23 protein-coding genes are annotated in these 26,322 nt (G+C 58.6%); 16 read left to right on the top strand and 7 right to left on the bottom strand.

Annotation, left to right across the window (positions count from 1 at the left end; genetic code table 11):
• Positions 1 to 28 precede the first annotated feature (28 nt).
• The 5 genes from EOI86_RS09425 to EOI86_RS09405 all read left to right on the top strand — a co-directional run bounded on the left by EOI86_RS09425 (position 29) and on the right by EOI86_RS09405 (position 7,908).
• Positions 29 to 364, top strand: coding sequence for an FAD assembly factor SdhE (locus tag EOI86_RS09425; RefSeq protein WP_205032112.1), 336 nt, complete (start codon positions 29 to 31; stop codon positions 362 to 364).
• 61 nt (positions 365 to 425) lie between these two features.
• A complete protein-coding gene (gene mfd, locus EOI86_RS09420; RefSeq protein ID WP_127764808.1) occupies positions 426 to 3,908 on the top strand; it encodes a transcription-repair coupling factor in 3,483 nt (1,160 codons plus the stop codon).
• Positions 3,909 to 3,968: 60 nt separating this feature from the next.
• Positions 3,969 to 4,217 (top strand): hypothetical protein, encoded by a 249-nt coding sequence (locus EOI86_RS24540; RefSeq protein WP_127764807.1) that lies wholly within the window; start codon positions 3,969 to 3,971, stop codon positions 4,215 to 4,217.
• 556 nt (positions 4,218 to 4,773) lie between these two features.
• Positions 4,774 to 7,164 (top strand): GSCFA domain-containing protein, encoded by a 2,391-nt coding sequence (locus tag EOI86_RS09410; protein WP_161973761.1) that lies wholly within the window; start codon positions 4,774 to 4,776, stop codon positions 7,162 to 7,164.
• Between the two features lie 126 nt (positions 7,165 to 7,290).
• Positions 7,291 to 7,908: a class I SAM-dependent methyltransferase gene (locus tag EOI86_RS09405; RefSeq protein ID WP_127764805.1), complete on the top strand. Its 618-nt coding sequence runs from the start codon at positions 7,291 to 7,293 to the stop codon at positions 7,906 to 7,908.
• A 1-nt stretch (position 7,909) separates the two neighbouring features.
• Here the strand turns inward: EOI86_RS09405 and EOI86_RS24745 are convergent, their stop codons facing one another.
• The 3 genes from EOI86_RS24745 to EOI86_RS09390 form a co-directional block, all read right to left on the bottom strand.
• On the bottom strand, positions 7,910 to 9,103 hold the full coding sequence (locus EOI86_RS24745) for a DUF2325 domain-containing protein (protein ID WP_161973760.1): 1,194 nt from the start codon (positions 9,101 to 9,103) through the stop codon (positions 7,910 to 7,912).
• A gap of 165 nt (positions 9,104 to 9,268) precedes the next feature.
• Complete coding sequence (locus EOI86_RS09395; protein ID WP_127764803.1) at positions 9,269 to 9,928, bottom strand: DsbA family oxidoreductase; 660 nt, start codon at positions 9,926 to 9,928, stop codon at positions 9,269 to 9,271.
• Positions 9,929 to 10,098: 170 nt separating this feature from the next.
• Entirely contained in the window at positions 10,099 to 11,448 is a 1,350-nt protein-coding gene (locus EOI86_RS09390; protein ID WP_161973759.1) for a diguanylate cyclase domain-containing protein, read from the bottom strand.
• A gap of 304 nt (positions 11,449 to 11,752) precedes the next feature.
• Between EOI86_RS09390 and EOI86_RS09385 the strand changes: the two genes are divergently transcribed.
• The 3 genes from EOI86_RS09385 to EOI86_RS09375 all read left to right on the top strand — a co-directional run bounded on the left by EOI86_RS09385 (position 11,753) and on the right by EOI86_RS09375 (position 15,528).
• Positions 11,753 to 13,387, top strand: coding sequence for an acyl-CoA synthetase (locus EOI86_RS09385; RefSeq protein ID WP_127764801.1), 1,635 nt, complete (start codon positions 11,753 to 11,755; stop codon positions 13,385 to 13,387).
• Positions 13,388 to 13,419: 32 nt separating this feature from the next.
• Positions 13,420 to 14,988: an FAD/NAD(P)-binding protein gene (locus EOI86_RS09380; RefSeq protein ID WP_127764800.1), complete on the top strand. Its 1,569-nt coding sequence runs from the start codon at positions 13,420 to 13,422 to the stop codon at positions 14,986 to 14,988.
• 120 nt (positions 14,989 to 15,108) lie between these two features.
• Positions 15,109 to 15,528, top strand: a complete 420-nt coding sequence (locus tag EOI86_RS09375) for a RidA family protein (RefSeq protein WP_127764799.1) — start codon at positions 15,109 to 15,111, stop codon at positions 15,526 to 15,528.
• 48 nt (positions 15,529 to 15,576) lie between these two features.
• Here EOI86_RS09375 and EOI86_RS09370 read toward each other — a convergent pair whose 3' ends face one another.
• The 3 genes from EOI86_RS09370 to EOI86_RS09360 are packed head-to-tail and all read right to left on the bottom strand — an operon-like array spanning position 15,577 to position 18,064.
• Entirely contained in the window at positions 15,577 to 16,371 is a 795-nt protein-coding gene (locus EOI86_RS09370; protein ID WP_127764798.1) for a maleate cis-trans isomerase family protein, read from the bottom strand.
• A gap of 52 nt (positions 16,372 to 16,423) precedes the next feature.
• Positions 16,424 to 17,683, bottom strand: coding sequence for a D-amino acid dehydrogenase (locus tag EOI86_RS09365; protein WP_127764797.1), 1,260 nt, complete (start codon positions 17,681 to 17,683; stop codon positions 16,424 to 16,426).
• Between the two features lie 30 nt (positions 17,684 to 17,713).
• Positions 17,714 to 18,064 (bottom strand): RidA family protein, encoded by a 351-nt coding sequence (locus EOI86_RS09360; protein ID WP_127764796.1) that lies wholly within the window; start codon positions 18,062 to 18,064, stop codon positions 17,714 to 17,716.
• Between the two features lie 213 nt (positions 18,065 to 18,277).
• On the opposite strand from EOI86_RS09360, the gene EOI86_RS09355 reads away from it, so the two are divergent.
• From EOI86_RS09355 to infA, 6 genes are all read left to right on the top strand, one after another.
• Complete coding sequence (locus EOI86_RS09355) at positions 18,278 to 19,060, top strand: glucose 1-dehydrogenase (protein WP_127764795.1); 783 nt, start codon at positions 18,278 to 18,280, stop codon at positions 19,058 to 19,060.
• A 51-nt stretch (positions 19,061 to 19,111) separates the two neighbouring features.
• Positions 19,112 to 19,459 carry an NIPSNAP family protein gene (locus EOI86_RS09350; protein ID WP_127764794.1) on the top strand — a complete coding sequence of 116 codons (348 nt, stop codon included), beginning with the start codon at positions 19,112 to 19,114 and terminating at the stop codon, positions 19,457 to 19,459.
• A gap of 47 nt (positions 19,460 to 19,506) precedes the next feature.
• Positions 19,507 to 20,706 carry an acyl-CoA dehydrogenase family protein gene (locus tag EOI86_RS09345; RefSeq protein WP_127764793.1) on the top strand — a complete coding sequence of 400 codons (1,200 nt, stop codon included), beginning with the start codon at positions 19,507 to 19,509 and terminating at the stop codon, positions 20,704 to 20,706.
• 3 nt (positions 20,707 to 20,709) lie between these two features.
• Positions 20,710 to 21,771 (top strand): phosphotransferase family protein, encoded by a 1,062-nt coding sequence (locus EOI86_RS09340; RefSeq protein ID WP_240035601.1) that lies wholly within the window; start codon positions 20,710 to 20,712, stop codon positions 21,769 to 21,771.
• A gap of 30 nt (positions 21,772 to 21,801) precedes the next feature.
• Positions 21,802 to 22,191: a DUF6285 domain-containing protein gene (locus EOI86_RS09335; protein ID WP_127764792.1), complete on the top strand. Its 390-nt coding sequence runs from the start codon at positions 21,802 to 21,804 to the stop codon at positions 22,189 to 22,191.
• Between the two features lie 207 nt (positions 22,192 to 22,398).
• Positions 22,399 to 22,617, top strand: coding sequence for a translation initiation factor IF-1 (infA, locus tag EOI86_RS09330; RefSeq protein ID WP_127764791.1), 219 nt, complete (start codon positions 22,399 to 22,401; stop codon positions 22,615 to 22,617).
• A gap of 64 nt (positions 22,618 to 22,681) precedes the next feature.
• On the opposite strand, the gene EOI86_RS09325 is transcribed toward infA, so the two are convergent.
• Positions 22,682 to 23,917, bottom strand: coding sequence for an MFS transporter (locus EOI86_RS09325; RefSeq protein ID WP_161973758.1), 1,236 nt, complete (start codon positions 23,915 to 23,917; stop codon positions 22,682 to 22,684).
• Between the two features lie 151 nt (positions 23,918 to 24,068).
• Here EOI86_RS09325 and EOI86_RS09320 point away from each other — a divergent pair, with 151 nt between their 5' ends.
• Both EOI86_RS09320 and EOI86_RS09315 read left to right on the top strand, forming a co-directional pair.
• Positions 24,069 to 25,184, top strand: coding sequence for a mandelate racemase/muconate lactonizing enzyme family protein (locus EOI86_RS09320; RefSeq protein ID WP_127764789.1), 1,116 nt, complete (start codon positions 24,069 to 24,071; stop codon positions 25,182 to 25,184).
• A gap of 26 nt (positions 25,185 to 25,210) precedes the next feature.
• Complete coding sequence (locus EOI86_RS09315; RefSeq protein WP_127764788.1) at positions 25,211 to 26,281, top strand: malate/lactate/ureidoglycolate dehydrogenase; 1,071 nt, start codon at positions 25,211 to 25,213, stop codon at positions 26,279 to 26,281.
• Positions 26,282 to 26,322 lie beyond the last annotated feature (41 nt).

Raw genomic sequence — 26,322 nt, 5'->3', positions numbered from 1 at the left:
CAACAGTGCCGAGATGAAGGAGCAACGCGTGTCGAACGGACAGGACAATACCGGCTCATCCGCCAGCAACGACAACCGGGTCGATCCGGAATCGGGCGAAGAGACCGAGCGCGTGCGCCGTCTGAAGCGTATCCGTTTTCGGTCGTGGCATCGCGGGATAAAGGAAATGGACATCCTGATGGGTGGTTTCGCCGATAAATATCTGGCGGAACTGACCGATGAGGAACTCGACGCTTTTGAGACCGTCATGACCGTGCCGGACCAGGAACTCTATGCGATGTTGGTGCGCGACGCGCCGCACTGGCCTGAACTGGATGAGGGGATGATGGCGCGCCTGATGGCATACAGCCGTCGGGAGTCCTGATCCGCGTTTTTACTGACAAGAATTGAGGGTACGCCGCCGGGTTGGAGCGGCGGAAGATATCGTGTTCGATTTAAGCTCCATACTCACATCCGTCGGTCGCAAGGACCTGGGCGGCGTGCCGGACGGCTTCGATGCGTTGCTGACCGGCCGTGCCGCTGCGGCGATAGACCGTCCAGTCCTGTTCATCGTTCGTGACGACGTTCATCTGTCCCGCGCCCGTCAATTGCTGGCCTTCGCCGCGCCGGATCTGCCGGTGTTGACCTTCCCGGCATGGGATTGCCTTCCCTATGACCGTGTTTCCCCGCGCGGCGACGTAATGGCCGAACGGGTCGATACCTTGTGCCGGATCGCCGCGGAACCGGCCACGCCGAAAATCGTCGTCGCCACCTTGAATGCTGTGGCCCAGCGCGTGCCGCCCCGTGCCGCGCTGGAAAGCGCCAGCATGATGCTGAAGAAGGGGGGGACCTATAAGCAGGACAACCTGTATTCCTTCCTGGCGGATAACGGCTATAACCGGACCGGAACGGTGCGCGAATACGGTGAATTCGCGGTGCGCGGCGGGATCGTCGATCTGTATCCCGCCGGTGCGGAATTTCCCTTGCGCCTCGATTTTTTCGGAGACGATCTGGAGACGATCCGCCAATTCGACGCGGGCAACCAGCGCACGGTCGGCGAAATCGACAGCGCCATGCTGCGCCCGGTCGGCGAAGCGCCGCTGACCAGCGAGACGATCGCCCGGTTCCGACAGAACTATCGCGAAGCCTTCGGCCCGGCCGGGCCGGACGATTTGCTGTTCGAGTCGATCTCTGAAGGGCGCCACCATGCAGGCATGGAACATTGGCTGCCTTTCTATCACGATGGACTGGAAACCCTGTTCGACTACCTCGACGAACCGGCCCTGGTGCTGGAAGCGGATGTTCCCGCCGCGTTGACGGAACGGCTGGAATCCGTCGCCGACTACTATCAGGCACGCGTCGATTTGATGCCGAAGACCGCCGGTCAGCCCTCGATGGACGGGTCGCCGCCGTACAAACCCGCGCCGATGGAGCGGATGTTCCTGACCGAAGAGGAATGGAACGGCTATCTGGACAGGCGTTCGACTGTCGTGACATCGCCCTTCGCCTTGCCGGACGCGACCGAGAACGGAACGTCGCGGGATGCCGGCGCGCGGTCTGTCATCGACTTCGCCGCCGCCCGGTCCGACCCCAAGAAGGACCTGTTCCAGGAGGTCGGAAAGCGGTTGGAGGAGCACAATTCGGGCCGCCTGCTGATCGCCGCCTATAGCGATGGCGCCAGCACGCGCCTAAAGACTTTGTTCGACGAGCATAGTCTGCCGGCCTTGGAAAAAGTCGATACTCTCGAAGAAGCCCTGGCCCTGAAAGAAGGCACTGCCGCTTTCACCGTGCTGGAACTGGATCACGGCTTTGCCTCCGACTCCCTGACCGTGTGGACGGAGCAGGACATATTGGGCGAGCGCCTGTCCCGGCCGCCGCGCCGCCGCCGCCGCGCGGACGAATTCATCAGCGAAGTGTCGAGCCTGGAGGTCGGCGACGTCGTCGTCCATATCGACCACGGTATTGGGCGCTATGACGGGCTGGAAACGTTGACCGTCAACAACGCGCCGCATGACTGCCTGCGTGTCCTCTATTCCGGCGATGACAGGCTTTATGTCCCCGTCGAGAACATCGATACGCTCAGCCGTTATGGGTCGGAAGACGCGGCGGTGCAGTTGGACAAGCTGGGTGGCGTTGCCTGGCAGGCCCGCAAGGCCAAGCTGAAGAAGCGGATGAAGGAAACGGCCGACGCGCTTCTGAAGGTCGCGGCCGAGCGAGAGCTGAAACGCGCCGAAGCCGTCACGCCGGGCGAGGGGGCCTTCGACGAATTCTGTGCCCGTTTCGCCTTCTCAGAAACCGACGACCAGTTGCGCGCGATCACCGATGTGATGGAAGACATGGCGTCGGGCCGCGCCATGGACCGGTTGATCTGCGGCGATGTCGGTTTCGGTAAGACGGAAATCGCGCTGCGGGCCGCTTTCGTTGCCGCGATGCACGGGTTGCAGGTCGCCGTCGTTGTGCCCACCACCTTGCTTGCCCGGCAGCACAGCAAGAACTTCCTGGAACGCTTTCAAGGCCTGCCGATCCGGATTGAGCAACTCTCCCGCCTGGTGACGGGCAAGAAGGCTAATGAGGTGAAGGAGGGGATCGCATCGGGCGATGTGGATATCGTCGTCGGCACCCATGCGTTGTTGGCCAAATCCATCACCTTTAAGGATCTCGGCCTGCTGATCGTGGATGAGGAACAGCATTTCGGCGTGGGCCAGAAGGAACGCCTGAAACAGTTGAAGAGCAACGTTCACGTCCTCACCCTGACGGCAACGCCGATCCCGCGCACGCTGCAACTGGCGCTGACCGGGGTGCGGGAAATGAGCATCATCGCAACCCCGCCGGTCGACCGTTTGGCGGTGCGCACCTTCGTCACGCCCTACGACCCGGTCGTGGTGCGGGAAGCGATTCAACGCGAACGCTTCCGCGGCGGTCAGGTCTTCTATGTCTGCCCGCGTCTGGCCGATTTGCCGCGCGTGCAGGACCGTTTGAAGAAGCTGTTGCCCGATCTGAAAGTGGCTGTCGCCCACGGACAGATGCCGCCGGCGCAGTTGGAAGAAGTGATGAGCGACTTCATCGACGGCAAGTTCGAATTGCTGCTGTCGACCAATATCGTCGAGTCCGGCCTGGATATTCCAAGCGCCAATACGATGATCATCCATCGGTCCGACATGTTCGGCCTGGCCCAATTGTATCAGCTCCGCGGGCGGATCGGCCGGGGCAAGATCCGCGCCTATTGCTACCTGACCCTGCCGCCGGGCCAGAAGCCCACGGAATCCGCCAAGAAGCGCCTGGATGTGTTGCAGACGCTCGACAGCCTGGGCGCGGGCTTCACCCTGGCCAGCCATGATTTGGACATCCGCGGTGCGGGGAACCTGCTGGGCGAGGAACAGTCCGGCCATGTGAAGGAAGTCGGGGTGGAACTTTACCAGCGCATGCTGGAAGAGGCCGTTGCCGCCGCCAAGGCGCATATCGACGAGGATGTGGACGACAATTGGTCGCCGACCATTACGCTGGGCGCGGCGGTCTTGATCCCGGACAACTATGTCACCGACCTGCCGGTGCGCCTGGGCCTCTATCGCCGTCTCTCGAACTTGCAGAACAAGGCGGAACTGGACGGTTTCGCGGTCGAACTGATCGACCGTTTCGGCGCGCTGCCGGAACCGGTGGAAAACCTGCTCAAGGTCGTGCGCATCAAGCAACTTTGCCGCCGCGCAGGCGTTGAAAAGGTGGATGCCGGGCCGAAGGGTGCGGTCGTCACTTTCCGCAAGGACAAGTTCGCCAATCCGGAAGGCCTGATCGGCTTCCTTCAGGAACAGGCCGGCGCCGCCAAACTGCGCCCCGACCACAAACTGGTCATCGGCAAAGCCTGGGAAACCCCAGACCGCCGCCTGCGCGGCGTCAGCAATATCATGGTGACATTGGCGAAGATGGTGGGGTAGTAGCCCGGTAACGTTTAAGTATATGATTGCCCTACGATTTACCAATGTATCGGGGGCGTAATGAAAAGTGAGCAGAAGGCGACGTTTCGAAAAAGAATCCGGCTCGGCCTCGCGATTGCCGTACTTGTGCTTTTCACTTTTGCTGCCGTCTTATTCTACTTGGGTGACAAGCTCATTGCTTTACCGGTCGTGGGATTGGCATTCGTTGTTCTCGTGTTCCGATGGAATGTTCGAATTGATCCGTTGGCTCACAAGCCTTCTGAAGGCTTAAACGAATGGCATGGTCCAAGTCATGGCGATGCCCCCTAACGAACAGTCACTACCTATTCCCAAGCCCCAATTTCGGACGGCCAGAACGGTGGCAGTTCTTGCCATCGCCTCGGTGATTTTCGCTGTCGCGAGATTTACCAATCCCGGAGGGTTGATCGGGTTCCTTCAGGAACAAGACGTCGCCGCCAAACTGCGCCCCGACTAACAGCGGATCATCGGCAAAGTCTGGGAATCCCCGGACCGTCGCCTGCGCGGCGTCAATAAAATCATGATCACGTTGACGAAGATGTTGGGAGGTGGAACCAGGCCGGGAAAAGAGCGATGGTATCCCATCGGCAACGTGCCGGTTTCTTCTAAAGCCCTTTAACATCCCAAGCATCTCTTGGCGCCATCCCCCCCCGTTTAGATGCCATATCGGGTCAAAGTGCTTGATCGGGAATTTACGCCGATACCAATATTCCTACTTTCAATGTTGATCTTACAAACCATCGAATCATGGTCGATACTGTGACGGTCGGAAACTTACGCAGAATATGATTTCCCAATTTGCGCGTCGAAGCAGGTTCAGGGCGGATCGATGCGAAGTGGGGCGCATGTGTCGATCGAAAATTTCGTGCTCGAATCTTCAATTAAGCTGGCCGAAGAAGGAAAAGCCGAAGCGGCTTTGACCCTTGTTCATCTTGCGAAGAAGAAAGAACCTCTCTCGCGCGTTATTTGGGAGATCGGCGTCAAACTGAACGTCGAAGCGAAGAAGTTCGATCTAGCCTTATTCGATATTGAATACGTTCGAAGCAATGCGCAGATTTTCGACCTTGATATCAACGCGCCGTCCGTTTTCTCAGATGAGGCAGTGGAAGAGATACAGGCGCTGCGCGAACAGTATGAAACGGAACGGCTGAGGCAAAAAGCCGTACAGGACTTGATGGCCGGGTCCATGTTCCTTCGATTTGGAGAGAACAAGTCAATGGCCGATTTTCAAAGGAACATCGTTTTCATCGGCAATTGCCAAGCCATCGCCCTTGCGAGACTGACTGGGCATTTGTGGAAAATTGGCCGAACGTCGGGTTTGCAACTCGCGGACTATGTTCCTTATGACCAAGTCCTCCCCGTGATATTGGAGGATTGTGGCACCATTTATATCCAAGATCATATCGGGGATGAGGTCCGGGCATCGATTGAGAAAAACCGGCACCCGGATTCCAAACTGCTCACTTTTCCGAATATTTTCTTCAAGGCTTACATGCCGGATGTGCTCATGGGAGACATCGACGGGAAACAATTGTTGTCTCCCTTGCGCGATATGAACTCGTCGATTGTCCTATATGCGTGGGTAAACGGTCTGGATGTAGAACAGACCGCAAGCCTTTTTTCCCGGGAAACCTATGAGACATTGGGTTGGTATCGGTATTGGGAGGCAGGGAAAAAATTTCTCGAAGCACAAGGAACGGCCATCGGGCTGCCCCTTGGGGATTTATTCCAGCGGTGGGTGAAAAAAGGTCGCTTCGTCCATGATCCGCTTCATCCGAAACTTTTCGCACTTGTGGATGTTGCGAGAGCCTTGGCGGAAAGAGACGGCATCGTATTTCAGGATATCCATTTGAGAATCCCGAGTCCCGAGATGTTCGAGCCATTTTTCAATCCGAACAAATGGCCGATCTATCCGGGATTCGGAGGACCCTCGGGGGGCGGGATCCGTTTGGAGTTTGTTTCAGGAGAACAATCCTATCCGAGCGTTCTCAATTTGCGGCAGTTTATCGAACATTCTTTTAAGAGATACGACGCTGATGGCCACTCCAAGGAGGCTTGTCAGGCGCTGCTTCCCCCGGAGTTCGATCTATTGTCGGCGCGACTAAGCAGGAAAACAGCAGGGGTAGTTGCTGACGAGACTCAATCAGGATCTGGGAAACGAGTGACGCCCTATGACGACTGCAGGAACAATCAGTTTTGGCGTCGATCCTTTCCGATCAACGAGGGATCCTGGTTCAGACCCTTGTCGAGATCCGATCTACGGGTCCACAAGACGACAAGGATAGCGACGGCTGGAAGCTGTTTCGCGCAGCATATCTCGCGCTATTTGAAAGCCCATGGATACAATTTTTACGTCTCCGAATCTGCACCAGAGAACCTGTCCGAAGAGCAGCAGCGGCATGCCCAATATGGGGTTTTCTCCGCGCGCTTTGGGAATATTTATACTGCGCGTCAGTTGGCTCAGCTTTTCAACCGGGCTTACGGCAAGTTCCAACCTGTTGACGATTGCTGGACTAAAGATGGAGGCGCGGATGGCGGTCCGGTTGTTGACCCGTTCCGTCCAACAGTAGAGCCCGATGGGTTTGGCAGCGCTGCAAAAATGCTGGCGGACCGGCAACGCCACCTAGCCGCGGTACGTGACTTGTTCGAGCAATCCGACATATTGATCTTTACTTTGGGCCTCACGGAAGCGTGGCGTTCACGTCAGGACGGCGCGGTGTATCCGCTGGCCCCTGGGGTGGCCGGAGGACGCTTCGACGCGGAACAACATGAATTTGTCAACTTCACCTATCCGGAAGTCGTTGATGATCTGAACGGCTTCCTTGCTGGTTTGAAGACGGTCAACGATAGGGCCCAAGTCATTTTGACCGTGTCGCCTGTTCCTCTTATCGCCACTTATGAAAACCAGCATGTCCTTCTCTCGACGACCTACAGTAAGTCGGTTCTCCGTGCCGCAGCGGAAGACATCAGTTCGGCGCATGAGAATGTGAGTTATTTCCCGTCCTACGAAATTATCACCGGTGCCTATAACAAAGGTGCATATTTTGACGACGATTTGAGAACGGTGACCGACGCTGGTGTGGACCATGTTATGCGCGTTTTTCGAGACTTTGTTGGCATGGATGAGGGAGAGAAGGTTGATCAACAGGATGACGACTTCACCGATTTGATGAGCCGGTTCCAACGGGAAAGCGCCGTTATCTGCGATGAGGAAGAGATTGATTCCCGATTGGCGTGATGCATGCCCCGGCTATTGGTTCATCCATTCAACGAAAGGCTTTCAAGCCAGTGGGAAGGCAAATAGGACCGGGATTCGTCCGGCCCCTTCTTGCCGAAAGCGGGAAAGGGCCCCACTGTTGTCCTCATGAAAACAACTCATCCCAGCACCGTCGGTTACGCCGAGGAAGCCGCCGATCTTCTTGTTCGCTATGAGAAGATGCAATTCTCGGAAATCTATGAGCGGGTCTGGTACCTGCTGCCGGAACCACCAGGTGCCGTGTTGGATATCGGCGCGGGAACGGGCAGGGACGCCGCTGGTTTCTCGGAATGGGGTTATAGTGTTACGGCGGTCGAACCGGTCGCGGAACTGCGCGACGGCGCAAAGGCGCTCCACCCATCGCCCGATATCGAATGGATTGATGATCATCTGCCGGACCTGTCGTCGGTCGCCGACCGTGTGGGGGCCTTTTCAGTCGTTATCCTGTCGGCCGTGTGGATGCATCTTGATGAGGCGGAACGCGCGGCGGCGATGCCCATCGTCGCCTCCCTGGTCGCGCCGCACGGGGTTCTGATCATGTCCCTGCGTCACGGACCGGTCCCAACCGGTCGGCGCATGTTCGACGTTTCGCCGGAAGAGACAAAGGCCCTCGGTGAAAAGGAAGGCCTAGATTGCGTTTTCGAGCGCCTTTCGGGATCCCGCGAAGATCTCAACAAAGCCGCCGGCGTTACCTGGACGCGGTTCGCCTTCCGGAAGGCTGGTTGATCTATTCGGCCGCCATCAAACCCGGGTCGCGGGGGCAGAAGGCGTCGATTTTTCCCTGCAAGCCCGCCACGAAGGATGAGACGCCCGAACCCCGTAACGGGACATAAGGCTTCATGCTTTGCCGGCACAGGCGTTTGGCTTTCAAGGCGGCGCTGTGGCTGATGCAATCGGTCGGGAAGACCACGGCGTCGGCACGGAACACGCAGCTTGGCAATTCGTCCAGCGACTGTTCCATGCCACCGTCATGATGCAGCAATTCGCCATTCCATTGCGCGACCAACTCACGCAACCGGTGAACGTTCGCCAATCGCCCGCCCACATAGAGGATGCATCTGCCGTGCAGATCGAAGCGACAGTCGCCCGCGGTGAAGCCGCCCTGGTCTTGGTCGGTTTCGTCTGATGGCACCGTGTTCAGAAGCGCGGTTTCCAGGGCTTGAACTTCTTCCCTCAGGGAGTGGACGGTTTCCTGCAAAACCTCGTTTGTACGTTGGGCGTCATCCCTGGCGCGTGTGATTTCCTGGATTTGCCGGGCTTCGTCCGCGTCGGGGTCGGCGTTCAAATTTGCCGCTTCTTTTGAAGGGGGCGGGGCGGTGAAATCCAGTTTTGCGGCACGCGCAGCGATCAGTTGTTTTTGCAAGTCCGCGATTTCCCGATCCTTTTCCTCCATTCGGCGGGCGTGACGGGCGGTCTCGTTGTCCAGCCGACTTGTCAGGGTATCTATCTCAGCCTCCAGCGAGCGCAACGTGTCCAAATCGGCGCGGTTCGATGCCCCTATCAGGTGGGAGAGCATATGAATATGGCCATAGGCGCGCGTGCCCAGACCCGTTTCCAATTGGGGGTGGCTCATCAAGGCCCAGAAAGCACCGGGGATATCCCGGCCTTTACGTTCGACATTCCATAACGTTTCCAACTCGTCTGTGGTCTCGGCCTTGCCGAAACGGCGGATGGCGGCCGAATGGCGTCGGTCCAGCAGTTTCTGTAGTAGTTTCGCCGTTGTGCCGCCTTGGCCACAGGCTTGAACAAAATGACCGTGCAGCCGGAAATCAGCCCCGCTGTCCTCAGGCGTTTCTACATGAAGTTTTCGGGCGAGGGCGCGCAGGTCTTCCGTGGTCAGGCACGTTCCGATGATGGAGCAGTGCCATCCCGAATTGATGTCCCATAGTTTTTTGCGTTTGGCTGATCTGATGCGAAGCATGGAGAGCCTCATGTGTTACGAATGCGAAGCGTTCGCAAGTGTAAATCAGCTTGAGTAATTCACGCAAACGATAATCATTCGCATCAATAAAAACTTGGTTCAGACAGCATAAGGCCGGCACAAAGCCGGCCCTATAAACAATTAGTAAAACAATGTCGTTCGCGATCAGGCGGGGGTGGCTGGTTCTTGAGCTGCTTCCTGCGCGGCCATGTCAAAGATGGGAAGGAAACTCTCGGCTTCCTGAGCACCGGAGAGCGCGTATTTTCCATCGACAATAAAGCAGGGGACGCCGCCGATACCCAGGCGCCGGGCATGTTGATCTTCTGCCAAAATCTCGTCGGCGTCCTCATCCGTCTCGAAATAGGCTTTCAGTGCCGCGCGATCGATGCCGGCCTTTTCACCGATGTCGAGCAGGGTATCGAGTTTGCCGATCAATTCGCCGTTCAGGAAATAGGCATCGAACAAAAGATCGGTAACCTCATTCGCCTTGTCGATGTCCGGACGCTGCGCAAAGCGGATCAAACGGTGCGCCGGCACTGTATTCGGGGTCATTTCGATTTTGTCGAACTGGAAATCGATACCGACGGATGTACCAACGTCACGGATGCGGCCATAGATCTGGCTTGCGCGGTCGGTACCACCGAACTTCACGTTCAAGTAGGTCTGCCTATCCATGCCTTCCGCCGGCATGTCGGGATTCAGTTGAAAAGCGCGCCAGCGGATGGTGACCGGAAGGTCGGGGCGCAGGGCCAGTGCTTCCGTCAAACGCTTCTTGCCGATGAAACACCAGGGGCAGATCGGATCGGAAAATATATCGACTAACATGGTTATCTCCATCGGAGTTCGGCATTGATCCGGTCATTTCGCATGTCCGGTCATGCCATATACGTTGTGTTCAAACTTGCCTGGACAACCCCCATCCGTCCTCTCACAGATGCGCGAGGAGGGTCGCCTGGGTGGAAAAGCAGTATTGAACCTGTTGCCGGTGTGGCGGATCAGCCGATGGCCTGCCGTGCCCGGGTCAGCATTTTCTTTGGCGTGTCATAAGGTTGGATGGTGGATACACCGCAATCCACAAGCACGTGGATTGCTTCCATAACTTCTTCACCCAAGGCGAATTCCGAGTTCTGGAGGATGCCGGCAATGCGGAAGGCGACCTGGTTGGCTTCCTTTTCCGGGGTTGCCGGCATGATGATCCCGAATTGATAGGCGCCAAGGCGGCCAACCGCGTCGGATGCTTTCACCATACCTGAGAGCCAATTCGCTATCCGGCTTAGCAGCAGTTCCGCGTTTTCCCGTCCATAGTCTTTTTCGATCCTGACGGCGGTCGGAATAGAAACTACGGCGACGGACAGATGGGAATCCCGTTCCAGCGCGTGCTTCACTTCGCGCTTCAAATGGGCCTCGAAAAACGTCGCGCTGTGGACGGAACCCAAATCGGCGTCGATGATCTTGTCAGTCATCAGCGTCCGGAAAGGCTCGGTGACCGAATTCCAAAGCCGCCGGCGGTCAACCATCAGCAAGGTATAGGTCGTCAGTGCGCCATAGTCCTTGTTGTGCGGCAGGACGATGTTGGCGCCCCCGCGATACAGATTCATTTCGGGCGGATCGGTATCTTCATCCTTCACCACCAGCATCGGCATGTTGAACAGCCGTGTGTTGTTTCGAATATGGGAGGAGAGATAGAGCACCTTTTCGCGGTCATCGTAGAGCGTGGCGGTGATTACGACGGCGTCGAAGTCCTGGTCGTCCAGTCGGTTTGCCGCGCGGTAGGGCGCCTGTTCGATGATCGCGTCCAAGCCTTTGCCCAGCAGGGCGTCGTAAAGGTCGGCTTGGTATTCGCTGGACTCCGAAACCATTAAGAGATGCGCCGTTTCAGCATGGTCGTAGACGCCGACCTGCGAGAGGTCTGCTTCAATGCCGAACTCCGCGCAGGTTTCCGCGCGGCGGAACAATTCGCTACGCATTGCGGCCAGACGCCGGACACTTTGCAGACGCGTCAGGATCATCTCGTTGCTGCTGCGATCGCGTTCCAGAATATCGGCAGCGCGCAATTCAACGGCCCGGTTTCGCAATGCTTCGTCAGACCGCATGCCGATCAGCATTACGGGAATGCTGCTGGTATCATCGTCGGCTTTCAAGGCTTCGAGGATTTCGAGCGTGCCTTCGCCTTTGAAGCGACCCAGCAGCACGATATCGGGTTGTTGAACACGGACCGCTTCGGCGACCATGTCCGGATCGGTGGTAACCTTGACGTCGTAGCCTTCCTTGTCGAAGGCGGCTTGCCGTCCGGCTGCCGTTTCCTCGTCGCGCTCGGCGAGCAATATATGCGCGGTTCGCGCCATGAAACCTCCCAACAACGCGGACCCCTGGACCGCAAAGCGGTCACGGCGGCCGCCCCCAACGTTTAGGCCCCCTCCCGCCATCCATCGGATGCGCGGGTGATGTATTAGAATAGTCGAACGCGGGGCGTGTGCAATTGCGTCGATGCCGATATTGAACCGCTGTCGACACTTCGCCGATCTTTTTGGGGGTATGGGGGCTGTCGACGCCTCTGGACCTTCCCGGTGTGATTTCCGATAGTGCGCCAAAGTGAGTTCGACCGCGTCGCAGAGGCGCGGCGTTTTGTTGGGAGGTGCAATTAAGGCCATGACGTCTTCAATCTACGACAAGGATTTGGACAAGAACGCGGCGAACTATGTCCCGCTTTCGCCGGTTACCTTCCTGAAACGGGCGGCGACCGTTTATCCGAACAAGATCGCGGTTGTGCACGGCGACCGGCGGATTACTTATCGCGACCTGCACGCGATGGTGACGCGGTTCGCATCGGCGCTGGTCAAACGGGGCATTCGTAAGGGCGACACGGTTTCCATCCTGGCGCCGAACATTCCAGAAATGCTGGCCGCACACTATGCCGTGCCCCTGATCGGCGCTGTTCTGAACAGCATCAATACCCGCCTGGACGCACCCACCATCGCCTTCATCCTGGAACATGGCGAAAGCAAGTTCGTGATCAGCGACAAGGAGTTGAATCCGGTGATGGAGGAAGCGCTGGCCCAACTCGGCAAGACGCTGCCTGTCATCGATATCGACGATCCAATGGCCAAAGGTGGAAAACTGATTGGTGAAAAGGACTTCGACGCCTTTCTTGAGGAAGGTGATGCGGATTACGAATGGTCGCTGCCGGAGGACGAATGGCAGGCGATCTGTCTCAATTATACCTCCGGAACGACCGGCAATCCGAAAGGCGTGGTCTACCACCATCGTGGGGCTTACCTGAACGCGATGGGGAATGCGGTGTCCTTCGGATTGACCCCGACCAGCGTCTATCTTTGGACCCTGCCGATGTTTCACTGCAATGGCTGGTCCTATACCTGGGCGGTAACCGCGGTCGGGGGAACGCATGTTTGCCTGCGCGCGGTCGACCCGGCCCTGATCTTCCCGTCTATCCGCGACAACAAGGTGACCCATATGTGCGGCGCACCGATCGTGCTGACGATGCTGATCCACGCGCCCGCCGATGTGAAATGCGAATTTCCTCAAGTTGTCGAAGTGGCGACCGGGGGCGCGGCGCCGCCCTCCGCCGTGATTTCGAATATGGAGAAGCTGGGTTTTCACGTCACCCATCTCTACGGCATGACCGAATGCTATGGCCCCAGCGCGATCTGCGCCTGGCAGGACGAATGGAACGATCTGTCGATGGAAGACAAAGCGTCCAAGGTGGCGCGCCAGGGCGTCGCCCTTGTCACATTGGAAGAGCAGCGTGTCGTCGATAGCGAAACCATGGAGGACGTTCCCGCGGATGGGGAGACGATCGGCGAGCTAGTGATGCGCGGCAACACGGTGATGCGAGGGTATTTGAAGAACCCGGCCGCGTCCGACGCCGCTTTCAAGGGCGGGTGGCTGCATACGGGCGACCTGGCTGTGATGCATCCCGACAGCTATATCGAGGTCAAGGACCGGTCCAAGGACATCATCATTTCAGGCGGGGAGAACATCTCCTCTCTAGAGATTGAAGAGGTGCTGTATAAGCATCCCGACATCATGGAAGCGGCCGTCGTCGCCGCGCCGCATGAGAAATGGGGTGAGACTCCGTCCGCCTATGTCACCTTGAAAGCGGAGTCGGAGGGCAAGGTCTCGGCCGAGGACGTCATCGCCTATTGCCGCTCGCATATGGCGCATTACAAAGCCCCGACCAAGGTTACCTTCGGGCCGCTGCCGAAAACCTCGACCGGCAAGATCCAGAAGTTCGTTTTGCGGGATCTGGAAAAGACCGGTGAGTGACGGTTCCGTGTGGTAGTTTAGGAGAACGGCCCATGCCGGGCCCAGAACATATCGCCCTGATCGGTTGTGGGTTCGCAGGGACCAGCGCCCTGTTTCAGCTTGTCGACCGCTATCCGGTGAAACGGATCACGGTTTTCGAGGCATCCGGTACTTTCGGACCCGGCTATCCCTATAAAACGGACGAATGCCCGGACTACCTGATCAACAATACGACCGACACGATGTGTCTGGTGCCGGAGAACAAACAGGCCTTCATCAATTGGCTGCGCGATACCGGTGCGGCTGGAGAGATCGACGAGAAAGGCCATTTGCCGCGCGCCTTGTACGGCGAATTCCTGGAAAACGTCGTGCGGACCGCCCGGACCATTGCCGCGATCAAGGGGATCCACCTGGACTTGATCCCGGCGGAAGCCACGGGCTTGAAGGAAACCGGCGCCGGGGTGGAAATCGCCTATCCGGGGGGCATGGTCGCGGCGGATGCTGTCCTGTTGACGACCGGCAGATGCCCGGACCTGGACCGGTTCGGCGCGTTGGTCGGCGATACCCATGGCTTCTATCCGACCCACGTGTCCGCGAAAGACCTCGACGCGATCGCGCTGGATGCGGCGGTCTATGTGCTGGGCACCTCGCTCAGCGCCTATGACATCGTCAACCGGCTCTACGCGCCGGGAACGGGTTGTGCCTTCGAACGGCGGGCTGACGGAATCCTTTCCTTTGTGCCGGGGCCGAATAATCGGCGTGTCGTCCTGGGATCGCGTGGCGGGCGTTTAAAGAAGATGCAATCGCTTCGCCCCATGGCGATCAACCGCAAGCATTTCACCTTGGCTGAGTTTCGCCGCGTCGCGGGGGAGCAGGGTGGACTTTCGCTGGATGCCCTGGCCGGGATGATAAGGGCGGAAGCGGATCGGCACGGTGCCGACATCGATTGGCACCGTATCGTCGACCCCTATGCCGAGTGTCATGACGGAGATGCCCTGAACGCGCGGGCAGGGGATATCCTGGCTGACGACATCACCGGGGCGCGGGGCGGCGGCACGGGCAACTTCCTGGTCGACATGTTCTCGGACGCGCAATTGGACATCTGGGACGGATTCGCCGAGCGCCTGATGACGCCGGAAGCGGAAAAGCGCTACCGGGCTGAGATGGAAACGGCCTTCCTGACCTTCGGTGCGCCATGCCCGGTGCCGACGGCAGAGCGTCTGCTCGCCTTGCATGAGGCGGGTGTGCTGACCGTGCGGGCGGGCGTGGAACCGCCACAGGTGACTGACGATGGATCGGGGTTCAGTGTCGGCCATCGGTTCGGCGAAGACCGCGCCGATGTGGTGATTGACGCCAGTGGCGGGGTGAACCGCATGGTCCATGATCCAGGGCAATCCACGCTCACCGCCGATCTTGCCCGGTCAGGCTTGATGCGGGGGTATGAGCTGGCGGGTGAACAGATGCCCGGGGCCGATATCGATATGGAGACCTTCCGATTGCGCGGAGCCAGGAACGTCTATGCCTGCAACATGTGGCTCTGGGGCCCCGGTTTCTTCACCAGTTCGGCCTATTTGATGGCCAGCTTCGCTCGTCGTATTTTAGAACGACTTTACATGAGTTGAGCGGCACTTCTGATGCAAGTCAGGTAAAGCACCGGAAAATGAAAAATATCCTGCGGGATAAGGAAAGACCCACCAGCTAACACGTTTGGGTTTGGGTATTGCGCTTCAAGGGCAGGACATATGGCCGAATACTTCAATCCGCCGGCAGTTTGGCAGCCATTCGGGGCATTTTCGATGGGCGTCGTGCATGGTGCGGGCCACGTCGTGCGATTGAAAGGCCAGGTGGCACTCGACCCGGCAGGCAATGTCGTTGGCGCCGAAGACATGCCGGCCCAACTAGGCCAAACGCTTGAGAATATCCGACAGACTCTCGCCTATGTTGGGGGCCGGATGGAGGACATAGTCAGTCTGGTCCAACATACGACTGATATTGAGGCCTTCATGGCCTGCGGCGAAATCCGCCAAGCCTATTTCAGCCCGCCCTATCCCGTCACGACGACCGTGGAGGTCAACCGGCTGTACGACCAAAATTTGATGATAGAAATCACAGCAACGGCGGAAATTCCAGAAGACCGCTTCATTTCCCCATCGACAAAGTAGACGGACGACAGACGCGAACCGGTTCTGGTGGATAAGGCAGCGCGACCGTTAGAGCGTATAGAGCTTCCCGAACTGGGGCATTATGTCGTCGATGCCACCCAGCCGCAGGCTGTGCCAGATGATGGCGTGGTTGCTGCTGGTGACCGGCTTGCCCAGTTTGCGTTCCGTTTCGGCGGCCATTTCCAAAAGCCGCGTGCTGGTGCAGGCGACGAATACCCCGTCCACATTCGGATCGCGTCCGAGCTCGATCACCGCTTCCGACACGCTGGCCGGGTCGATGGCAGCGACGGCGCCGTCATTGTCTTCCAGGAACGACCCGAAGGCGGCGATCTCGAATCCCTGATCGGCGAAGAACTCCCCGAAGAAGACGTTCACCGACTCCTGGTACGGCGTCAGGATCGCGAGCCGGTGGACGCCCATAGCCCGCAAGGCCTCTACCGCCGCGGTGGCGGGGTTTGTCACCTTGGCCGTCGGTTCTGCTTCCAGCAGCAGTTCCGACACGCGTTCCGGTCCGATCGCGACGGAGGCCGAGGTGCAGCCATAAGCAACCACGTCCATCGGGGACTGTGGTAGCAAGAGCCGCGCTGTTCCCGCGATCTTGCCTTCCATGGCACGGAGCGTCTCGGGGGTGATTTCCGGGGAATTCTCAATGCGCGCATGATAGAGCGCGACACCATCGTCCAGGCTGTTCAGCACCGTTCGGAACTCGAATTCCATCGTCTCGTCGCTGGCTAGGACCACGGCCCCAATCCGGGCACGGTGGCCGAGTTTCTTGCCCACCTTGTAGTCCATCTTGCGGACCGGCGGCATCACGGGGCGGAGTTCCAAGGCGGCGTCTGGCATGGCTCAATCCTTCTTCAACACGCACACTATAGCACCGAATCCAGAACTGGCATCAATTCGGCAGGGCGAAATTCTCCATCGGTAGGGCAGGTTTTGTGCCCCCAATCAGATCGGCCATCAGGCGGGCCGAACCCGGCGCCATTGTCCAACCCATATGTCCATGGCCGACACTGGCGTAGAGGCCCCGCGTCCTGGTCTTGTCCATGTATGGGATGCCGGTCGGTGTCATCGGGCGCAGGCCGGCCCATTTCTCCGCCTTGGCATAGTCGCCAACGCCGGGGAACAGTGATTGCGCCGAGGCCAGCATGCTGTCGAAGTCCTTGTCGTTGAAGCTGCGGCCATAGCCGGAAAACTCCGCGACCGCTGTCAGGCGCATGTGGTCGCCGATCCGGGCATAGGCGACCAGATTGTCTTCGTCGACGCCGCCCACGGTCGGTGCCCGGTTGGCGGCGGGGGAAGCGACATCCAGCGGCACGGTCATCGAATAGCCTTTGACCGGATAAATCGGCAGGCCAAGCCCGTGCTGTTTCAAAAGGTCCATCCCCAGCACGCCGGTGCAGAAGACCACGGCGTCGGAGGTGAACGCGCCTTGATCCGTTTCAACGGCGGTGGCCTTTCCGCCAGTGGTGACGACTTTGCGGACTTCCGTACCGAATTTGAACGTGACCCCCTTGCCGGTGACGTAGTCGGCGAGGTTGCGGGTAAACAGACGGGCATCGCCGCTGCCGTCGGTCGGGCAGTAAACCGCGCCTGCGATCAGATGTTTCGATGCTTCCAGGGCGGGGTCGACCGCGGCGGCTTCCTCGCCGCTCAGGTTTTGAACCTGCTGGCCGTCATCGGCCAGAAGCTTCATATGTTCCCGCCCCGCGGCGAAACTGTCCGGGTTGCGATAGAGATACAGGACACCCTTGTCGATATGGTGATACCCGACGCCGGTTTCCTCGGTCAGTCGTTCCAACTGGCTTTGTGAATACACGCACAGCGCATGCTTGATCAGTGTGTTGCGCTCCGCGGCGGACGCGGTGCATTCGCCCAGGAACCTCAGCATCCAGATCCACAGGTCGGGATCCGCCGACGGTTTGAACCGAAGGGCCTGCCCCCCGGAATAAAGAGACTTCAGAAGTATCTTGGGTGCTTTTGGGGAGGCCCAAGTGAAGGAATGGCCGGGGGCGATCAAACCGGCATTGGCATAGCTTGTGCCTTCCGCCGGTTTGTCGTTGCGTTCTAGGACGGTGATTTCGTGCCCGTCCTTCAGCAGTTCATAGGCCAGCGTCGTTCCAACGACCCCAGCGCCGATAACCACGATGCGCATGAAACCCCCTCAGCCCTTTTCCATATACGGTTACGCGGCGGCGATGACACCGATTTCGACGGTGAAATCCGGTGCGGCGAGTTTGGATTCGACGCAGGCGCGGCATGGTGCGTGGCCTTCCGGCACCCAGGCATCCCAAACGGCATTCATCTCGTTGAATGTGGAAATGTCGGATAGCCAGATCGTCGCGGACAGGATTTTCGTCTTGTCCGTGCCGGCTTCCGCCAACAGCGTGTCCAACCGATCCAGGATATTCTTCGTCTGATCGGTGACCGATGCGCCCTTGGCATCCAGGGCAACTTGCCCGGCCGTGTAGCAGACGCCGTTATAGACCACGGCTTGGCTCATCCGTGCGCCGGTCTGGTAGCGGGTGATGGACATCTTTCATTCTCCTTTGTTGATTTGGCTTCATTGCGGTCAGGTTAGAGCAAATTCCGGCGACGTCGATCTTTTCAAACCAGCCGCGGCGGAACGAAACCTTTTACCGCAAGGCGGTGGGAATCATGGCGATGCGCTTTGCCCATTAGGGCGAATAGGGCATATCCTTTCAGCGAAAAATGAATCAGCGTTCAGGAAACAAGCGGGGAGGCTCAAATGCCGGATACCGGCGAGATCGGCAGCACATTTTCACTGGCGGGCAAAGTGGCCCTTGTGACCGGCGCCAGCAGCGGCCTGGGCAAACGCTTCGCCATGACGATGGCACGGGCCGGTGCGGACGTGGTGCTCGCCGCCCGCCGGACCGACCGACTGGAATCCTTGGCCAAGGAAATTGAAGGGTTGGGTCGCACCGCCTATGTCGTCGCACTGGACGTTGTCGATATGACCTCGATTGCGGAGGCCGTGAGCCACGCCGTCGAATTGACGGGCAAGATCGATATCCTTGTGAACAATGCCGGTGTCGCCGTGACTGAACCCGCCATGGAGCATACGGAGGAAAACTGGGACTTTGTCCTCGACACCAACTTGAAGGGCGCCTTTTTCGTCGCGCAGACGGTTGCCAAGCACATGGCCGAGAGCGGCGGCGGCAGCATTATCAATATCGCGTCGATCCTGGCGGAACGAGTGCTGAAGCAGCTGGTTTCCTATGCCGCGGCAAAGGCCGGCCTTGTCCAGGCAACCAAGGCGATGGCATTGGAATGGTCCCGTTACGGCATTCGGGTCAATGCGATCGCGCCGGGCTATATCATTACCGAGATCAACCGTGACTTCCTGACCGGGGAGGGCGGGGACAAAATGCGCAAGGGCGTGCCGATGCGGCGGTTCGGTGAGGAACATGATTTGGACGGACCGCTGTTGTTGCTGGCCAGCGATGCATCCGCCTACATGACGGGATCGCTGATCACGGTCGATGGCGGCCATGTCCTATCGGTGCCGTGAGGCTTTTTTTGACAACAAACGAAACGAACTGAAATTGAGGGAGTAAAGACCATGATCGTCGATCACCGCACCTATACCTGCCATCCGGGCAAGCTGAACGATTTCCTGGCCATCTATCAGGAAAAGGGTCTGCCGGTTCAACTGCGTACGCTGGAAAGGATGGTGGGCTGGTACACGTCCATGGATATCGGTCCGTTGAACCAGGTGGTTCATATGTGGGCGTTCGATGACCTTGCGGACCGGGCCGCCCGCCGTGCCAAGATGGGGGCCGATCCCGAATGGGCTGTCTATTTGAAAGCGGCGACCCCGTTGCTGATCAATATGGAGAATAAGATCCTCTCCGCCACCTCCTTCTTCGATCTTGATAAGCTCTCTGAAAATGCGCCTTACAGCAAATAGTTAGGTGTTATTTTTAACATTTTAGAAAAGCTTATGGGAGTGAGACTATGGACTTTATCCTGACGCCGGAGGTCGACTACCTGCGCAAGCGCTATCGCGCCTTCGTGGACCAGCACATCATTCCGCTCGAAAGCGACCGGAGCGCCTATGACGCGCATGAGAACATCGCCCATGACGCGTTGGAGGGGATGAAGGCGAAGGCCAAGGAAGCGGGTCTGTGGTCACCCCAGATGCCGAAGGAACGCGGTGGTCTTGGGCTTAACACACAGGGCATGGCGGCCTGCTACGAGGAAATGAATCGTTCGATCTTCGGGCCGGTGTGTTTCAACGCGGCCGCGCCCGACGATGGCAATATGTTCGTGCTGAACAAGGTCGCCCGGGAAGACCAGAAAGACAAATGGTTGCAGCCGATCATCGACGGCAAGATTCGTTCTTCCTTCGTCATGACCGAACCGCACCCGGGCGGCGGGTCGGATCCCAGCATGATCCGCACCAAGGCGGAGAAGAAGGGCGATAAATGGATCGTCACCGGCAAGAAATGGTTCATCACGGGTGCGGAAGTCGCGACCCATTTCATCCTGATGGCTAAAACCTCCGACGATCCGCGCAAGGGCCTGACGGCCTTCATGTTCCACAAGGACCAGCCGGGTTGGAAGATCATCCGCCGGATCGAGATCATGGGACCGGAAGAACATGGCGGGCATTGCGAGATCGAGTTCGATGGGCTGGAAATCGACGATGCAGACCGGATCATGGAAGTTGGCGACGGCTTGAAGCTGACGCAGATCCGCCTTGGCACGGCACGTCTGACCCATTGCATGCGCTGGCTGGGGCTCGCCAAGCGCTCGCTGGAGATCGCGCAGGAATATATCGAACGCCGGGAAGGTTTCGGCATCAAGTTGGCTGACCGTGAGAGTGTGCAGCTGATGATGGGCAAGGCGGCGATGGATATCGAAATCGGCCGGATGTTGACCATGAAGGCCGCCTGGAAACTGGACCAGGGCGACAAGGCCCGCAAGGAAGTCTCCATGGCGAAAATCCAGGTCGCCGACACGCTGCACCAAGCCGTCGACACGGCGTTACAGTTGAATGGCGCTCGCGGCTATAGCAAGGACACGGTCCTGGAATGGATCTACCGCTATGCCCGCCAGGCGCGCCTCGTCGATGGGGCTTCCGAAGTGCACAGCATGGTGCTGAACCGTTTCTACACTGCCGAACGGCAGGATTTCTGGCGTTGGGGCGTGTAACGATTGACCGGCAAGGGTGTTAGTGACCGGGATTTGACCGGAGAACAGGGCCGAACGGCCCTGGGTGACTTCGTGCGTGCGTCCTTTGGCGCAGAGAGTGTATCGGTCGGCGACTGCCGCAAACTTAGCGGCGGGGCTATTCAGGAAAACTGGCTTGTCGATCTTCACATCGAAGGCGGGGAACGCGCGGGTTTCCTGGAAACCGTAGTGCGGACCGATGCGCCGTCCGGTGTCGCGGTCAGCCATAGCCGCGCGGACGAGTTCCACCTGCTTTCCGCGGCCTATGCAGCGGGGGTGGCGGTTCCGGAACCGCTTCTGTGCTGCGAAGATGTTTCCGTCATCGGTAAACCCTTTGTGGTGATGCGCCGGATCGGCGGTACCGCCTTGGGGCAGCGGGTGACGCGTGATCCTGATATCGGCGGGGATCGGGAGGCACTGGCTGAACGTTTGGGCGAAGAGATGGCCCGCATCCATTCGATCACACCGTCGAGCCACACGTTTGAGTTTCTGCCTGCACCGGAAGAAGTGGATTCCCTCAATGAGTTCCGGCGACATCTTGATGCGCTGGGTGAGCCGCGCAGTGCGCTAGAATGGGGATTGCGCTGGCTGGAGATCAATCGACTTCCGGCGGAAGAGATGGTGCTGCTGCATCATGATTTCCGTACCGGAAATTACATGGTCGACGGCCAGGGCCTGACCGGAATTCTGGATTGGGAGTTTGCCGGTTGGGGTGAGCCGCATGAGGATATCGGTTGGTTTTGTGCCATGTGCTGGCGGTTCGGGCAGCGCGACAAGCCAGCCGGTGGGATAGGGTCCCGCGCGGCCTTTTATCGCGGATATGAACGGGTATCGGGGTGCAAGGTTGATCCCAAACGCGTCTATTTCTGGGAGGTCTTCGCCCATATCCGTTGGGCCGTCATCGCGGTTCAACAGGGGCATCGATTCTTGAAAGGGGGCGAGCGGACGCTGGATATCGTTTTGACTGGGCGTCGCCCGGCCGAAGTCGAATACGAAATCCTGCGCATGACACCGCCGGAAATTGGGCTTGTCGATGCGGTGCATTGAGCGCGGCATGGCTGGGAGCGAGAGAGCAGAATGATACCCGATACGCCTGGGACAAAGGACCTTTTGGACACGGTCGCTGCCGAACTGAAGGCGGAAATATTGCCCAATGTTCCCGAAGAACAGCGGCTGACCGTGTTGATGGCGATTGCAGCGATTCAGACATCGATACGGGAAATCGATTTCCTGCCTCGGCTGGAACAGCAGCAATCGGCGGCCTTGGCCCAGTTCGTGGACAACGATGTTCAACCCGAAGCCAGAGCGGAAGAGCTTTGCCAGTTGATCCGGGCGGGTAAATACGATGAAGGGGCTGCCGCACGGGCCTTACACGATGCCTTGATACGGGATGTCCGCGCCAGGACGTCAATGAGCAATCCGAAATACTTGGCGGCGGCGGAGGCGGATTGGTCCCGGCGTGGCTAGGGTGGGGGTAATCGTTTTTGGAAAAATGGCGACTGCAATCATCTTTCACAGATCTTTTGAGTCATTCCAACATACGCTGCATCTTGCATAATTCGGCCAATTGGCCCATACACCCGGGTCTCCGCTGGAGATTCCGGACGGAACCGGGCGATCGACCGGGCTTCCGCTCCTTCGATTTCATGAATGAAACAATTTTCTGGGTAACGAATGTCTAAAGAAGACCTGATCGAGCTTGCCGGTACCGTCGTTGAAAAGCTTCCGAACGCGATGTTCCGCGTGAAGCTGGAAAACGACCATGAAATCATCGCCCATACTGCGGGCAAGATGCGTAAGTTCCGGATCCGCGTCATGGTCGGCGACAAGGTCGATGTGGAAATGACCCCTTACGATCTGACCAAGGGCCGTATTACTTTCCGACATAAGTAATCCGGACCATATGACCGTATGAACAGGGGGCCTTTTGGCCCCTTTTTCGCGTCCGGTCCTCAACTTACGCTTGATGCGTATCAAAGCGGGCGGTTTTGCGTTCGCGCCAACCGAGCAGAAGCGCCCCCAGCGATCCCACGACACAGAAGATCAGCGCATGCCACGTGGCGCCATGCCAGCCGCCGCTGAGGGTAACGATACCGGCAATCAGGGGCGGGCCTGTCAATGCACCGATATTCGACCCCTGCATCATCAATCCGTTCACAACACCGACGAGATTTGTTGCCGGTGCATGAACCGGTGTCGCGGCCATCAAGGCGCCGGGTATCAACCCGCCGATAGCGCTGAACAGGAAGGCGGAAACGATGCGCGGGCCGGTCTCCAACCAGGGGCCATAGAGTCCCGCCGCGCAAATCGCCATGCCGATAAAGGCTGCCAGAAGAACGGTCTGCCGCGTCATCCCACGGGCCAGTAAAATGCCGGCCAGCACATTACCGATCATATTGGCCGCCACCACGATGGCCGCGAAATAGTTGGCGGTTTCGTATTCCAGACCGCGCGCATCGATCAGGAAGCTTGGCATCCAGGCGGTGACCGACAGGTACTGCATGGAATAGGCGAAGAAGGTCAGCGCCAGCAGCCAGGGACCGACCTGACTGACACAGCGCATCAACCCTTGAAGGGGTGGGATGGGTGCGGCAGCGGCATCGGGCGGTGTCCAACTGGCGTTGCGGGTTTTCCAAGCCAGGACGCCGATCATGGCAAGGGCCAGGCAACCGTTTAGGATCCATATGCCGCGCCATCCGATCGCAGGCATCGCAATGGGCGCCATCAGCATGGCGATGGTCATCCCGCCGGGCACGAAGGTGCCCCAGATGCCGAGGGCGAGGTTTCGGTCCTTCGGGGCAACCGCGCCGACGATCAGTCGCGGACAGGACACCGCCGTGCCGATAAAGCCCAGGCTTTCGACCGACCGGCTCAACATGATTTCGATCAGGCTGCTGGAAAATCCACCCCAAAGCGACCCGATGGCCAGCATGAGCAAGCTGAACCGAGCGGCGCGGCGGGGTCCGATACGGTCCGCGGAAGCGCCGATTAAAGCTCCGCCGCAGGCGCCAGCCAAAGTGAAGAGAGACGCAACCCAACCCGCCGTAACCAGGTCCAGGTCCAAATCCGTTCGAAGCACGGGCAGGGCGGGCGCCACTTTGCCGATTTGCATCCCGGCCAGGATCCCGACCATCATGGCGACCGTCACGATGTCCCAGCGGGATGCGGCGGATGTTTCTGCGGACGCTGACATGAACGTGATTCCTGGAAAATTCCTGGGAAAGGGCGGTGACGCGCAGGACCGGCTTTGTTGAACGAAACATAGCTTGTGGAGTGTTTCGCAACCCCTTTCAATAGCGCCGCCATCAACGAAGTTTTTCAGAAAATACACAGGGGGCGGCGTCATGCGGATCAAAAGCGTCGAGGCGATACCTCTCGAAATTCCTTTCAGTCCCTTCGGAAAAGACGGCGGGACGTCCAAAGGATGGGCCGGGAATAAATGGCAAAAGCTCTCTGTTTTGCTGATCCGCGTGGAGACCCAGAGCGGCCTTGTCGGGTGGGGCGAGGCGTTCAGCTATAACTGCATTCGCCCGCTTAAGGCGGTTGTCGAAGACATGATCGCCCCGACGGTCATTGACCGCGATGCGTCTGATATCGGCGCAATCAATTTGGACCTTCAAAAGGGCATGCACCTTTGGGGTCGGTACGGCATCACGGTTTTTGCCTTGAGCGGTTTGGATATCGCCTTATGGGACATTGCCGGCAAGGCGGCCGGTAAGCCGGTTTTCGAACTTTTGGGCGGCCGGTCCCGGTCATTGATCGAGGGCTATGCCAGTTTGTTCCGGTACGGTGACGCCGATATCGTGGGCGACCGCGCGCAGGCGGCGCTGGACCAAGGTTACCGTGTGCTGAAATTGCATGAGGTATCGGTCCCGCCCTTGAAAGCCGCGCGCGAGGTCGCCGGCCCGGATATCCCCATCACGGTCGATACGAATTGTCCCTGGCAGTTTGAGGAAGCGGCCCAGGTGATTGAGGAGATGAAGGCCTACGATCCGTATTGGATTGAAGAACCGCTTTTTCCGCCGGAAGATTTCGAAGGTCTGGCCAAACTTCAAAAGCTGACCGGTGTACCCCTGGCGGCCGGTGAAAATGCCTGCACGGCAATGGAATTCCGAAAGATGTTCCAGGCTGGCGCGGTAACATATGCGCAACCCAGCGTCACCAAGGTGGGCGGTATCACCGAATTTCTGAAGACCATCGAACAGGCCAAGCAATTCGGCGTGACGGTCATGCCGCATTCACCTTATTTCGGGACCGGCTATCTGGCGACTTTGCATTTGCTGGCATCCGTTGTGCCAGATGGTTGGGCCGAGCGGTTCTTCCTGACCGTTGAGGCATGCCTGTATGGTGACCTGATCGAGCCGGACGCTAATGGCTGTTTCCGCGTGCCGGATGGGCCCGGACTGGGTATGGAACCGGATCCGGACGTTATCCGCGACTATCGTATGAAGAACCTATAATCGTTTGATTGAGTGGGAGAAAAACCGTGCCGACATTTCAGGCTGATAAACTGAAATCTACCATTTCCGGAATTGTGCGGCTGACCGGCAGCACTGCCGAAGAAGCCGACATCGTCGCCGATCATCTGGTGATGGCGAACTTGTCCGGCCATGACAGCCACGGCGTGGGTATGATTCCGAAATACATCGATTGTTTCCATAGAGGGCTGGTTGTCCCGAACACGGCGGTTTCCTGCGTGAACGATGCCGGCGCCATCTTGCAATACGATGCCAAGAAGGGGTTCGGCCAGCGCGTCGCGAAGGAAGCGACCGCCGGGGCGATCGCGCGGGCGAAGGAAACCGGCGTCGCTCTCTATACGTTGGCCAACGCCTTCCATATAGGCCGGGTTGGTTCCTATGGCGAACAGGCGATTGCCGAAGGCATGGTGTCGATCCATTTCGTCAATGTCTCGGATCATCGTCCCAGTGTCGCGCCTTTCGGCGGCGGAGAGGCGCGTTTCATCACAAACCCGGTCTGCATCGCGGTGCCGGGGGCCGGAAAGCAGGACCCAATCGTGCTCGACATGGCGACCAGTAAATTGGCGCTGGGAAAAGTGCGCGTCGCTTACAACAAGCGCGTTCAGATGGAAGAGGGCAATCTACTCGACCCCGATGGTGTGCCGACCACCGATCCTGGCGTCATGTTCCCCGAATTGCGCGGTGCGTTGCTGCCTTTCGGCGAGCATAAGGGGTCGGGCTTGGCGCTGATGTGCGAATTGCTCGGCGGTATGATGAGCGGCGGACAGACGATTCAGCCGGCCCGGGAGCGTATGGACGGCATCATCAACAATATGCTCGGCATTGTCTTCGATCCGAACAAGCTGATCTCCTCCGACACGTTCTCGCGGGAATTGCAGGCGACGATCGACTATGTGAAATCGGCGACCCCGCAGGATCCGGCCAAACCGGTGCTGGTTGCCGGCGACCCGGAACGCGCCGCGCGCGTAAAACGTGGCCAGGAGGGCATCCCATTGGATGACAACACCTGGACCGGTATTCTTGAAGCGGGCGAGTCACTTGGTCAGAAGCGCGAAGATACCGAACGTCAGGTCGCGTGACGCAGATAACACGGTTTCCCGGTTAGACCTGATGGGCAGAC

The organism is Hwanghaeella grinnelliae (genome assembly GCF_004005845.1).
GTDB classification, from domain to species: Bacteria; Pseudomonadota; Alphaproteobacteria; order UBA8366; family Aestuariispiraceae; genus Hwanghaeella; species Hwanghaeella grinnelliae.
This window is presented reverse-complemented; position numbering and strand designations above follow the sequence as displayed.